We start from the raw sequence: 13,028 nt of genomic DNA on the forward strand, positions 1-13,028 counted from the left end.
CTGGTGACTCCTGTCACCGGCCGATGTTCCCCGTCATCAGCGGGCGCCGGGCCTCACGCCGCGTCCAGCGGGAGCACCAGCGTGAACGTGGCGCCTCCGCCTTCCGTGGGCGCAAGGCGGATGCTTCCGGCGTGCGCCTCCGCGATGTGGCGGGCGATCCACAGGCCCAGGCCGAAGCCGCCGTGGTGGTTCGCGGGAACGGCGCGCTCGAAGCGTCCGAAGATGCGCTCCTGGTCCTCCGGCCCGATGCCCTCTCCGTGGTCCACGACCGTGAGGGCCGCCTGGTCCCCCGTCCGCTCCACGGTTACCTCCACGGGCTTGCCCGCTGCGAACTTGAGCGCGTTGTCGATGAGGCAGTCGATGAGCTGGTGCAGCCGCGCCGGGTCGTAGTGGCCCACCACCGGCACGGGTGCCTTCACGGTGAGGAGGCACTCCGCACGGGCGGCCTTCTCCCGCGACTGCTCCACGACCGTGGTCGCCACCTGCGACAGGTCCACGTCCTCCCGCGTCAGCTCCAGCGGGCCGGTGACGAACTCCGACACGTCCACGAGCTGTTCCACCAGCCGTGACAGGCGGTGGAGCTGCTTCTCCGTCGTGCGGGCCTTGACCCGCAGGATGGCGGGCGACGCTTCGGCCTGGGCTTCGCGGCTCAGGCCCTGGACGTTGAGGGACAGGGCGCTCACGGGCGTGCGCAGCTCGTGGCTGACGAGCCGGAGGAATTCGTCCCGCACCCGCACGGACTCGCGCAGCGCTTCCTTCTCGAACTCGTTGCGGATCACCTTGCGGCGCACGCGGGCCATGTCCAGTTGGGTGCGCACCCGCACCAGGAGCTCGCGCGAGGAGAAGGGCTTCACCAGGTAGTCATCCGCTCCCGTCTGCAGGCCCTCCACCGTGGACTCATCGCCCGCGCGGGCGGAGAGCAGGATGATGGGGATGGCGCGCGTGCGCTCGTCGGCGCGCAGGGCGCGCACCAGGCCAAAGCCATCCATCCGGGGCATCATCACGTCGGAGAGGATGAGGTCCGGTGGCTGGACGCGCACCCGCTCCAGGGCGTCCAGCCCGTCCGTGGCGGTTTCGATGTGCTGGAAGCCCTGCCGCAGCAACCCGGCGACGTAGGCGCGCAGGTCGGCATTGTCGTCGACGAGGAGGATGCGGGAGCGCGCGAGCTCCGCGGGCATCTCCACCACCGGGGCCCTGGACGGCGTGATGTCCTGCATGGCCAGGTCCGCAACCTCCGCGGACCAGCGATGCGCCTCCTCGACGAAGGGCGCGGCCCCGACGGCGGACACGCGCGGCGGGGACTGGCGCTCGACCCGGTCCGGGGGCAGGTGGGCGAACCCCTTTGGCATCCGCAGGGTGAAGGTGGTGCCCTCCCCGAACCGGCTCTCCACCGCGACGGTGCCCCCGTGCAGCTTCACCAGCTCCTGCACCAGCGCCAGGCCAATGCCCGTTCCCTCGTGGCTGCGGCCCTGGGTGACGCGGACGCGGTAGAACCGCTCGAAGACGCGCGGAAGTTCTTCCTCCGGAATCCCCACCCCCGTGTCCTGGACGGTGAGGACCGCCTGCGCGTCCTGCCACTGGAGCCGCACGCGGATCTCACCCTGATACGTGTACTTCACCGCGTTGGAGAGCAGGTTCAGGACAACCTTCTCCCACATGTCCGGGTCCACGTAGATGGGCTCGGGCAGGGGCGGGCAGTCCACCACCAGCTTGAGGCCCGCGCTCTCCACCGCGGACTGGAAGGCGCTCACGAGGCTCGTGGTGAGGGTGGACAGGTCCGTGGGCACGTAGCTGGCCTGGGCCCTGCCGGCCTCCATCCGGGAGAAGTCGAGCAGCGTGTTGACCATCTTGTACAGGCGCAAGGCGTTGCGCCGCACCAGGTCCAACTGCTCACCTTCCAACGACTGGCCCGCCCTGGACAGCGCGTCCTCGACGGGGCCGAGGATGAGCGTGAGCGGCGTCCTGAATTCGTGGCTGACATTGCTGAAGAACGCGGTCTTCGCCTCGTCGAGCTGGGCCAGCTCCTCCGCCCGCTGCTTCTCCTGTTCGTAGGCGCGGGCGCTGGAGACGCTGGCGGCGAGCTGACGCGCCAGCAGTTGCAGGAAGCCCCGGTACTCGTCATCCAACGCACGCAGCGGACTGAGGCCGGCCACCAGCACGCCGGTGGTTTCGCTCTCCGCCCCCATGGGCACCGGAAGCACGAGGGCGCGCGTCGTGGGTTCGGGCCAGGGTCCGCCGGGAAGGGGGCCGAAGCGCGTGGCCAGGTCGTCGACCAGCGCCTCCTGCCTCGAAAGCGCGACGCTCGCCAGAGGCCAGGACGCCGCGTCGTCCGGCAGCACTTCCAGGGGGGCCGCGGCCACGCCCCGCGCGAGGCCCGCGCAGCTCACCAGCCGGGCCTTGTCCTCCCGGACGACATAGAAGAGCGCGAAGGGCAGGTCGTGGGCCGCGTGCGCGAGGACCTCCTCCAGCGAGCGGAAGATGGCCTCGACCTTCTTGTCGAGCGCCGTGCGGATGGACAGCTCCCGGAGGATGGCGAGCCGGCGGTCCCCGACGACCTGGCGCGTCGCCTCGCTCGCGATGGCGAAGAGGCCAGCGATCTCCCCCGACTCACCGATGGTCGGGTTGTAGGACCAGGTGAAGTAGGACTCCTCCCGCAGGCCTCCCGGCCGCCTCGCGAAGTTGACGTTCCCGTTCTCGATGAACAGGGGTTCGCCCGTTTCGTGGACGCGCATCATCAGGGGGCCCAACTGCCCCCATTCCTCCGCGAGCGCCTCGTTGCCCCGGGCGCCCACGGTCTGGGGATGCTTCGCGCCCAGGATGGGACGGAACGGGTCGTTGTAGAGCATGCGCAGCTCGGGACCCCAGAAGAGGATGATGGGGTAGGGCGAGCGGAGCATCGTGCTGACGGAGGTCCGCAGCGACTGGGGCCAGTCTTCCAGCGGGCCCAGGGAGTTGGTGGACCAGTCGTGCGCTCGCAGCAGGGAGCCCATCTCGCCGCCCGACTGGATGAACGCCTCGTCCCGGCCTGGCTTGCGTGGCGGCTGGCGTTGCACGGGCGAAGCCTCGCGCGTCACGGCTTGTGCTCGCGGTTCGGCGGGGAGGGAGACCCAGAAGGTGCTGCCCCGGCCTTCCGCGCTCTCCACCCAGAGCCGTCCTCCGTGGCCTTCCACGATGCCCTTCGCGATGGCGAGGCCCAGGCCGTGGCCCTCCCGCTGCTTCTGGGCCGCGTGCCAGTAGCGGTCGAAGATGCGCGCCTGCGCTTCCTCGGAGATGCCCGGACCGGTGTCCGTCACACCGAAGCGCACGCCCCGCGTCCCGGGTTCCGCTTCCACCCTCAGGCCCACGCTGCCGCCCGGGGGCGTGAACTTGATGGCGTTGGACAGCAGGTTGCCGAGCGTCTGGAGGATGCGCTCCTTGTCGCACCGCAGGACGCGCCCGGGCTCCAGGTCGACGGTGAAGCGCAGGCCCTTGTCGGTGGCCTGCGGCTCGAAGAGCTCCCGCGCCTCCCGGACGAGCTCCTCCACCGTCTGCGGCCGCACGTCGATGGAGAGCGTGCCCGCGTCGATGCTCGCCAGGTCGAGCAGGTCCGCGATGAGCATGTTCATGCGGCCCACCGAGCGGCGGATGGAGTCGGTGTGCCTGCGCAGCCGCGTCTCACGCTCGTCGTGGCCCAGGGCCCGCTGGAGCATTTCGGCCGCGGTGCCGATGGCGGTGAGCGGCGAGCGCAGGTCGTGGCTGACGACCGCGAGGGTCTCCTCCCGCGAGCGGGTGGCCAGCCGGGAGGCTTCGAGCAGGCGGGTGGTCTCCTCCACGTGCGTGCGCTCCGCCTGGAGGACGTCCTGCCGCAGCCGGGACACCGTGAGCTGCGATTCGACGCGCGCGACCAACTCGTTCGCGGAGAAGGGTTTGACGAGGTAGGCGTCCGCGCCGCTGCGCAGCCCTTCGATGGTGGCCTCCTCGCCCGCGCGGGCGGACAGGAGCACCACCGGGATGGTCCGGGTGCGTTTGTCCGCGCGCAGGGCCTGGACCAGCTGCGTGCCGTTCATGCCCGGCATCATCACGTCGGAGAGGATGAGGTCGGGCGGGTTCGCCCGGGCCGCTTCGAGCGCCTGGAGGCCGTGGGCCGCCGTCTCCACGCTCCAGCGCGGCGCCAGCAGGCGCGTGAGGTAGTCGCGCATGTCGGCGTTGTCATCCGCCAGCAGGATGCGGGCCCTCGCCTGGACCGACGTGGGCGTCGCGGCGGCAGGCGGGGGGGAGGCCCCGTCCCCGGTCCACTGGAACAGCTCCGCGAGGAACGCCTCCGGTCCGCCGCGCGGAGGAACGCGCGTGCCGTCCGTGTCCCCGTGCCTGGCGGGCAGGTGCGCGGAGCCCGTGGGCAGGCTCACCGTGAAGGTGGTTCCCGTGCCGGGGGCGCTGCGCACGCCCACCGTCCCGCCGTGCAGCTTCACCAGCTCCTGCACCAGCGCGAGGCCAATGCCCGTCCCCTCGTGGCTGCGGCTGCGGACCCCCTCCACGCGGTGGAAGCGGTTGAAGAGGCGGGGCAGCTCCTCCTCCGGGATGCCCACGCCGGTGTCCTGGACGGTGAACTCCACGCGCGAACCCTCCCACTTCAGCGCGACGCGGATCTCCCCTTCGAAGGTGAACTTGAAGGCGTTGGAGACGAGGTTGAGGACAACCTTCTCCCACATCGTTGGATCGACGTGGATGGCTTCGGGCAGGGGCGGACAGTCCACCGCCAACCGGAGGCCCGCGGATGTCATCGCCGAATCGAAGCTGCTGACCAGGTCGGCCGTGAGAGCGGAGAGGTCGGTGGGGACGAAGGAGGCCTGGGCGCGGCCCGCTTCGATGCGGGCGAAGTCGAGCAGGGCGTTGACGAGCTTCTGGAGCCGCAGGCCGTTGCGGCGGACCCGCTCCTGTCGCTCGCGCTGGGGGGGCGGAAGCGGTGCCTCCGTGTCCGCGAGCCCGTCCTCGACGGGCCCCAGCATCAGGGTGAGGGGTGTGCGGAACTCGTGGCTGACATTGTTGAAGAAGGCCGTCTTGGCGCGGTCGAGCTCCGCCAGCGCCTCCGCGCGTCGGGTCTCCTCCTCGTAGGACCGGGCGCTGGCGAGGGAGGTCGCGAGGTTGCCGGCCACGAGGTCCAGGAAGGCGCGGTACTTCGGATCGCGTCCCAGCAAGGGGGCCAGCCCCACCACGAGCAGCGCGGCGGGTCTGGCGTCGCCGGGCCGGGCCACCGGCAGGACGAGCGCCGAGGTGGGCGTGGGGCGTCCCTCGTGCGAGGGCAGGGCGCCGAAGCGCTCCTGGAGGCCCTCCACGCGCGCTGGCTGGCCCGTGCGCACGACGGAGGCGAAGGGCCACGGCGCTTCCGGGTCGCCGGTGAGGAGGACCTCCTGGGGCCAGGTCGGGCCGTCCGCCCGGAAGGGGGTGTGGGCCGTGAGGTGGGCCGCGGTCCCTGGCGCGTCGAGCAGGTAGAGCGCGGCGAACGGGATGTCCGAGGCATCCTCCGCCAGGGCCTCCATCGCCCGGGCGCAGCACTCGGCGATGCTCTGGGTGCCCGTCGTGCGGGCCGCCATCGTCTGCAGCAGGGTGATCCGCCGTGCATCGAGCACCTGGGCGGTGGTCTCCGCGACGGCGGTGAAGATGCCGCCCACGCCGCCACCCTCCTCGCGGATGGGGCTGTAGGAGAAGGTGAAGTAGGTCTCCTCGGTGAACCCGTGCCGGTGGATGGGCAGGAACTGGTTCTCCGACCAGGTCGCCTCACCCCGGGTGAGGACACCTTCGAGCATGGGGCCGATGATGTGCCAGATCTCCGCCCAGGGCTCGCGTCCGCGCTGCCCCATGGCCCGCGGGTGCTTGTCGCCGAGGATGGCCCGGTAGGCGTCGTTGTAGAGCATCACCATGTCCGCGCCCCACCACACCAGGAGGGGAAAGCGGCTGTTGAGGCACGTGCTCACCATCGTGCGCAGCGACTGGGGCCAGTCGCTCAAGGGACCGAGCGCCGTCGCGGACCAGTCCATCGCGCGCATGAGGGCGCCCATCTCGCCCCCCCCTTCCAGCACCCAGGGAGCGGCGGTTTCGTGGGGCGCGCGTGAGTCGTCGACAGCGTGGGAGCTTCCCACTGGCGCGCGGGAGTCAGGGCCGTGGCTCATGCCTCCGAGCGTTAACACACCTCTCGCGGGACGGACCGCATGAGGACGGCCCGGTGCCCCGCACGTCTGGCGGCCTGCTGTTTCCCTGCTCCCTCGGCGTGCGCGCATGCCGACAAGTCAACGTTCCGCCGGGCGAAGGGAAGAACCCCACCCGGAGGCAGGTCCGGACGACCTCCGGCCCGCGTGAAGGCGGTACCCTGGCGACGTTGTTGGCGGATTGCCAATAAGAATAGGATGGGCCCATGGCTCTTCCGGTGCGTGCCGCGTTGCTGCAGACGGTGATGGGTCCCTTCGTCATCGACGAGGTGGAACTGGAGTCCCCCCGGGCAGGGGAGCTGCGGGTGCGGGTGACGGCGAGCGGCATCTGCCACACGGACCTCACCTACCGGGCGGGGGCGGCCCGCTTTGCCTTCCCCGCGGTGCTCGGGCACGAGGGCGCGGGCGTGGTGGAGACGGTGGGGGAGGGCGTGACGGACTTCGCGCCGGGCGACGCGGTGGTGCTCAGCTTCTTCTCCTGCCGCGCGTGCGGCACGTGCGGGCGGGGACAGCCGGCGTACTGCGAGCGGGGGCCGGCGGGGAACGTGTCGGGAGCGCGGCCGGATGGCTCCTTCCCCATGCGGTGGCGGGGGGCGCCGGTCCGCTCCAGCTTCTTCCACCAGTCGTCGTTCGCGACGCACGTGCTGGCGCACCAGCACAACGCGGTGAAGGTGGACGCGTCGGCGCCGTTGGAACTGTTCGCGCCGCTGGGCTGCGGTTTCCAGACGGGGGCGGGCGCGGTGCTGGAGTCGTTCCGGATGGAGCCGGGCCAGCAGCTCGCCGTCTTCGGCGCGGGCGCGGTGGGGCTCGCGGCCATCATGGCGGCGAAGGTGGCGGGCGCGGCGACCATCCTCGCGGTGGACCTGGACGCGCGGCGGCTGGAGCTCGCGCGCGAGCTGGGCGCCACGGACACCTTCCTCGCGGGCGAGCCCGACCTGACGAAGGCGATCCGCCAGCGCACCCGGGGCGGGGTGGACTTCTCGTTGGAGTGTGTCGGGTTGCCCCAGGTGCTGCGGCAGGCGTTCGACGTGACGCGGCCCCGGGGCACGTGCGGGTTGCTCGGGCTGCCGGGCCGTGACGCGGCGGAGGTCACGCTGCCGATGCACGCCCTGCTCGCCGGCCGGAAGCTGGTGGGCATCCTCGAAGGGGACGCCGACCCGAAGAGCTTCATCCCGAAGCTGGTCGCGCTGCACGCGGCCGGACGCTTCCCGCTGGAGAAGCTGATCCGTTGCCACGACTTCGAGGCCATCAACGACGCGGTCCACGAGATGGAGACGCGCACGGCGATCAAGCCGGTGCTGCGCATGCAGGGAGGGACATCATGACCTTCGACGAAGCGGTGACAGCCGGGCGGCTCCGCGCGGATGAGGCGCTCGCGTTGTTCGACAGCCTGTCCACGGTGGACCTCGCGTTCATGCGGGGCACGTGGAAGGGCGGTGAGCTCCAGACGGAGCACCCGATGGATGGGATGCTCAGCGCGACCGGTTGGTATGGAAAGCAGTTCATCGACGCGGAGAGCGTGCACCCCCTGCTGTTCTTCACGGAGGACCGCGCGGCGGTGTTCCCGGTGGATCCGCGCAAGTGGCCGTCACCGACGATTCGCGGGCCCGTGGGGCCGCACCGGGCGGACGTGGAGACCGCGAAGTTCAAGGCGCGGCTGCGCATGACGGAGTACCGGGGGAAGCTCAGCGCGACGATGATCTACGACGACTGGCCGACGAACGACGTGTTCCGCCAGGTGGACGCGGACACGCTGCTGGGCGTGATGGACGCGCGGGGCATGCCAGCGCCGTACTTCTTCGTGCTGCGCCGCGACCCCCAGGCGCCCACCCTTCGCTAGCGTCCCCGTGGTCCCCGTACCCCTGGGGAGGGGCGGGCGGGCGTCGCGAAGCCCGGAGGTCCACAGGCACGGGGCCCCGCGGTCCCATCCCACACCGCCCCCAGGGATGAGCCCCCTGCCCGATGTCCCTCTTCGTCACCAGTTCCCTGATGCATCACGGGACCACGGGATGGGGGGCGGAGCATGGCGGACGGGGTGGATGATGGATTGCCGGAGGTCCCGCCGGACATTCCGTCCTCACGCCTGCCGGGGTTCCATCGCCTCGGCGTGGACGCTCGGTGGCGGGAGCTGGCGCGGCGCGGGGATGTCTCACCGGAGGAGCTGCACGTGCTCAGGGCACTCGGCTCGCCGTCCTTCGACATCGTCAACCAGATGATCGAGAACGCGGTGGGGGTGTTCGCCCTTCCGCTGGGGCTGGGCTTGAACTTCACCGTCAACGGGCGCGACCACCTGGTGCCCATGGCGGTGGAGGAGCCGTCGGTGGTGGCCGCGGTGTCGTACGCGGCGAAGGTGGTGCGCCACGCGGGCGGCTTCACCGCGGACGCGGACGCGTCGATGATGATCGCCCAGGTGCAGCTCACGGGCTACGGCTCGCCGGAGCTTGCCCGGGAGTGCCTGCTGGCGCACCGGGAGCAACTGCTCGCCCTGGCGAACAGCTTCCATCCGGCGCTCCAGCGGCGGGGGGGCGGCGCGCGGGAGGTGCAGGTGCGCATCCTGCCCGCGCCGGAGGGCCCGCAGGGCGAACCGCTCTTCATCGTGCACCTGCTGGTGGACACGCAGGAGGCCATGGGCGCCAACCTGCTCAACACCATGGCGGAGGGGGTGGCGCCGCTCATCGAGCAGCTCACCGGGGGCCGCGTCTACGTGCGCATCCTGTCCAACCTCGCGGACCAGCGGCTGGCGCGCGCGTCGTGCCGCATTCCCGTGGGGGCGCTGGCGGACTTCGACCTGCCGGGGGAGGCCATCGCCGAGGGCATCCTCCAGGCGAGCCGCTTCGCGGAAGCCGACCCCTACCGCGCGGCCACGCACAACAAGGGCGTGATGAATGGGATTGACGCGGTGGCCATCGCCACCGGCCAGGACTGGCGGGCCATCGAGGCGGGCGCGCATGCCTACGCGTGCCGCACGGGCCGCTATGGTCCCCTGTCCCGCTGGACGCTGGAGCACGGCTTCCTGGTGGGGCGCATCGAGTTGCCGCTGGCGTTGGGCATGGTGGGCGGGCCCATCAAGGTGCATCCCGGCGCGCAGCTGGGATTGAAGCTCCTGCGCGTCACCACGGTGCGCGAACTGGCCATGGTGTTCGCGTCGGTGGGGCTGGCGCAGAACTTCGCGGCCGTGCGGGCGCTGGGTTCGGTGGGCATCCAGAAGGGGCACATGGCGCTGCACGCGCGGTGTGTCGCGGTGACCGCGGGCGCCCGGGGCCTGGACGTGGAGAAGGTGGCGCGGCTGCTGGTGGAGCGCGGCAGCGTCAAGGTGGAGACCGCGCGGGAGATCCTCGCGTCCTGCCAGGAAGCCCCCGCTCCATGAGCTCCCCGACGAGCGACGCGCCGTCGGTCTTCGCCCGGCTCGCGCGCAGCGTGTACCGGCACTGGAGAGGGGTCCTGGGAGGAGGCGCCGTGCTCCTGGCCCTGGCGGTCTGGGTGTTGCTCCAGGGCGGGCACCTCACCACCGGGACCATCGACGGCATCGAGGCCTCGCGTGCCGAAGCGCTGGCCCGGGGCGCCGCCGCGGGGTCGAACGACCAGACCCTGGCGGTCATCTTCCACCGCGACGACTGGACGACCGACGACCCGCGCTTCACGCAGGCGGTGGCGTCGGTGCTGGAGCGCGTGCAGCGGCTGCCGGAGGTCGAAGCGGTGGTGTCGCCCGTGGGAGCGCCGGAGGCCTTCCGGGCCCGCTTCGTGGCGAAGACGGGCCACGACCTGCTCGCGCTGGTGCGGCTCAAGGGCGGCGAGCGCGAGGCGACCGCCGCGTTCCCCGCCGTGCGCGCGGCGCTGGAGGATCCGCGCCTGCAAACGACGCTCACCGGCAAGGTGGCCTTCCTGCACGCGCTGAACGAGCTGCTGGCGCACGACCTGCTGCGCGCGGAGCTGCTCTCGTTCCCGCTGGCGCTGCTGGTGTTGCTGTGGGTGTTCCGCACGGCGGTGGCGGCCATGCTGCCGCTGGTGGTGGGCGGGCTGGCGGTGCTCTGCGGCGTGGCGGGAGTGCTGCTGTTGTCGCGCGTCACCAACATGGCCCAGTACACGCTCAACGTGGTGTCGCTCATCGGGTTGGGGGTGGCCATCGACTACTCGCTCTTCATCGTGAGTCGCTTCCGCTCTGAACTGGCGGAGGGGCTGACGACGGAGGACGCGCTGGCGCGCACGCTGGACACCACAGGGCGTGCGGTGGCGTTCTCCGGGCTCGCCGTCACGGTGGGGCTGGCGGGCCTGCTCTTCTTTCGCGGCTCGTACCTGAGCGCCATGGGGCTGGGGGGCGCGCTGGTGGTGGCCTTCGCGGTGCTCTTCGCGCTCACCGTGTTGCCCGCGCTGCTCTCCTGGCTGGGGCCCCGCGTGGACCGGGGCAGGCTGCCCTTCGCGCATACGAACCGGCGCGGCGGTGCCTGGCACGCATTGGCCACCTGGGTGATGCGGCATCCGTGGTGGGTGCTGGTGCCCACGCTCGCGCTCCTGCTCGCCATGGGGCTGCCCTTCCGGCGGCTGGAGCTGGCGGCCACGGACATCACGGCGCTGCCCGCGCACACCGAGGCCCGCCAGGGCGCGGAGACGCTGGCCCGGCTGTTTCCGCGCGAGGCCGCCACGCGGGTGCTGGTGGCGGTGGAGTTTCCCTCGGGCAATCCCCTCACGCCGGAGCGCGCGGGGGCCCTCTTCGATGCCAGCCGGAGGATTGCGTCCCTGCCGGGCGTGGTGGGCGTGGAGAGCGCGGTGGACCTGGCCCCCGGGATGGACCGGGCCACCGTCCAGCAGATGGCGGCTGCGCCCCCGCAGGCCCTGCCGCCGGAGCTTATGGCCGCGCGCGCCGCGTACCTCACCGGCAACGTGGCGGTGTTGCAGGTGCTGACCTCCCAGGCGCCCAGCAGCCGCGAGGCGCGCGACCTGGTCCGGGAGCTGCGCGTGGACCGCGCGGTGGGGGATGGGCGGTGGGTGGTGGGGGGACAGACGGCCACGGACGTGGATGCGGCGGCCTTCGTGAAGCACCACACGCCCGCGGCGGTGGGGTTCGTGATGGGGATGACGTGCGCGGTCCTCTTCGTGCTCCTGCGCTCCGTGGTGCTGCCGCTGAAGGCGCTCCTGATGAACCTGCTGTCGCTGACGGGCTCGTTCGGGGCGCTGGTGTGGATCTTCCAGGAGGGGCACCTGCACTGGCTCCTGCGCTTCGAGCCCGGCCCCATCGAACCGTCGCTGCCCATCCTGTTGTTCTGCACCCTGTTCGGCCTGTCCATGGACTACGAGGTGCTGCTGCTCAGCCGCATCCGCGAGGAGTGGCTGCGCACCGGGGACAACACCCACGCGGTGGCCGAAGGGCTGGAGCAGACGGGCGGGCTCATCACCAGCGCGGCGGCCATCATGGTGGCGGTGTTCGCGGCCTTCTCGCTGGCGTCGGTGGTGGTGGTGAAGGCGATGGGGTTGGGCATGGCCATCGCGGTGGCGCTGGATGCCACGCTGGTCCGGGTGCTCATCGTCCCCGCGATGATGCGCCTGATGGGGGACCTGAACTGGTGGGGCCCTGGCCACTCGTTGCGCTCGCGTGCGCGGGTGAAGGAGCGGGAGGTGGTGCCATGAACAAGCGCGATGGCGGGTGGGTGGCGGCGGGGGCGGCGGGGTTGGGCCTGCTGCTTCATGGGCACCTGGGGCTGATGGCGGGCCTGCGACGGCGTCCGGCACCGGCCGCGAAGCCGTTCGAGCCGCCCTCGGTGACGATCATCCGCCCCATCCGAGGGCTGGACGTCGAAGCGCGGCAGAACGTGCGCGCGCTGCTCGACCTGGACTATCCCGGCGAGTGGGAGGTGCTGTTCGTCTTCGACAGCGAGGACGACCCGGCGTTCGCTCCCACCCGGGAAGAGGTCCGCCGGCATCCGACGCGAGCGAAGCGGGTGGAGCTGCTGGTGGCGGGCGAGCCTCCCGAAGGACTGACGGGCAAGCTCAATGCCATGCAACTGGGGGTGGACCGCTCGCGGTGCGCGCTGGTGGCCTTCAGCGATTCGGACACGCGGCCTTCTCCCGGGGTGCTCACGGCGCTGGTGGGGGCGCTGCTGGAGGACGCGCTGACGGGCTCCACGTTCGCGCCCGTCTACGCGGCGGCGGACGCGCCCCTGGCGGGCGACGTGGGCTACGGGCTGTTGGTGAATGCGTGGTACGGCGCGTCGGTGGCGCGCACGTCGCAAGCGGACGGCGCGCTGCCCTTCATCATGGGGCAGTTGATGGTCTTCCGCCGCGAGGCGCTCGCGGCCATTGGCGGCGTGGGCTGCGCCGCTGGTCAGCTCGTGGATGACATGTACCTGGGGCGCCGGCTGCACGAGGCCGGGTGGAAGAACCGCGTCATCCACGCGCCCCTGCGCATCGTCACCGGACAACTGGAGCTGCGCGCGTTCCTGCGCATCTTCCGGCGGTGGCTCCTCTTCTCCGAAACGGGCCTGCCCTGGGACTTCGGGCGGCCCAACTGGGTGCGAGGCGTGGTGAGCGGGATTGCCTGGGGGGCCCTGGCAGGGGCGGTGGCGCGAAGGGCCTGGGGGCGCGCGGCCGTGGCGGCGCTGCCGATTGGCTTCTCCGTGTGGAGCCAACTGGGACTCCAGCGGGCCCATCATGGGCCACGCGTCGCGCCCCGGCACTACTGGGTGCCGGCGGTGCTGCCGCTCTTGGGCGCGGGGGTGGCGTTGTCCGCGCGCCTGTCGCGCGAGGTGGAGTGGCGCGGCCGGGGCTACCGGTTGGATGCGAAGGCGCGCCTGGGTGGAGCACCGCCGGCCCGGGCCCACGTGTAGACGGGGCGGCGGACGCGACGATGCAACC

Annotated in this window: 6 protein-coding genes; 5 read left to right on the forward strand and 1 reads right to left on the reverse strand. The window is 71.8% G+C overall.

Features of this window, described 5'->3' with window-relative positions; translation table 11 throughout:
• Positions 1–53: 53 nt before the first annotated feature.
• Positions 54–6,035: an ATP-binding protein gene (locus tag OV208_RS26620; protein WP_267576710.1), complete on the reverse strand. Its 5,982-nt coding sequence runs from the start codon at positions 6,033–6,035 to the stop codon at positions 54–56.
• A 353-nt stretch (positions 6,036–6,388) separates the two neighbouring features.
• On the opposite strand from OV208_RS26620, the gene OV208_RS26625 reads away from it, so the two are divergent.
• The 5 genes from OV208_RS26625 to OV208_RS26645 all read left to right on the forward strand — a co-directional run bounded on the left by OV208_RS26625 (position 6,389) and on the right by OV208_RS26645 (position 13,000).
• Positions 6,389–7,507, forward strand: coding sequence for an NAD(P)-dependent alcohol dehydrogenase (locus tag OV208_RS26625; protein ID WP_267576711.1), 1,119 nt, complete (start codon positions 6,389–6,391; stop codon positions 7,505–7,507).
• On the forward strand, positions 7,504–8,022 hold the full coding sequence (locus tag OV208_RS26630; protein ID WP_267576712.1) for a DUF4334 domain-containing protein: 519 nt from the start codon (positions 7,504–7,506) through the stop codon (positions 8,020–8,022). The genes OV208_RS26625 and OV208_RS26630 overlap by 4 nt, the downstream gene beginning before the upstream one ends.
• A gap of 183 nt (positions 8,023–8,205) precedes the next feature.
• Positions 8,206–9,549: a hydroxymethylglutaryl-CoA reductase, degradative gene (locus tag OV208_RS26635; RefSeq protein WP_267576713.1), complete on the forward strand. Its 1,344-nt coding sequence runs from the start codon at positions 8,206–8,208 to the stop codon at positions 9,547–9,549.
• Positions 9,546–11,804 (forward strand): MMPL family transporter, encoded by a 2,259-nt coding sequence (locus OV208_RS26640; protein ID WP_267576714.1) that lies wholly within the window; start codon positions 9,546–9,548, stop codon positions 11,802–11,804. Before OV208_RS26635 ends, OV208_RS26640 begins: the two co-directional genes overlap by 4 nt.
• Positions 11,801–13,000, forward strand: a complete 1,200-nt coding sequence (locus tag OV208_RS26645; RefSeq protein ID WP_267576715.1) for a glycosyltransferase — start codon at positions 11,801–11,803, stop codon at positions 12,998–13,000. Before OV208_RS26640 ends, OV208_RS26645 begins: the two co-directional genes overlap by 4 nt.
• Positions 13,001–13,028: the final 28 nt, after the last annotated feature.

It is taken from the genome of Corallococcus sp. bb12-1, assembly GCF_026626765.1.
Classification (GTDB): Bacteria; Myxococcota; Myxococcia; order Myxococcales; family Myxococcaceae; genus Corallococcus; species Corallococcus terminator.

Excerpts from the sequence above, each read along its gene's own strand:
- OV208_RS26620 (WP_267576710.1), bottom strand. The coding sequence starts at position 6,035 with ATGGGCGCCCTCATGCGCGCGATGGACTGGTCCGCGACGGCGCTCGGT.
- OV208_RS26625 (WP_267576711.1), top strand. The coding sequence starts at position 6,389 with ATGGCTCTTCCGGTGCGTGCCGCGTTGCTGCAGACGGTGATGGGTCCC.
- OV208_RS26630 (WP_267576712.1), top strand. The coding sequence starts at position 7,504 with ATGACCTTCGACGAAGCGGTGACAGCCGGGCGGCTCCGCGCGGATGAG.
- OV208_RS26635 (WP_267576713.1), top strand. The coding sequence starts at position 8,206 with ATGGCGGACGGGGTGGATGATGGATTGCCGGAGGTCCCGCCGGACATT.
- OV208_RS26640 (WP_267576714.1), top strand. The coding sequence starts at position 9,546 with ATGAGCTCCCCGACGAGCGACGCGCCGTCGGTCTTCGCCCGGCTCGCG.
- OV208_RS26645 (WP_267576715.1), top strand. The coding sequence starts at position 11,801 with ATGAACAAGCGCGATGGCGGGTGGGTGGCGGCGGGGGCGGCGGGGTTG.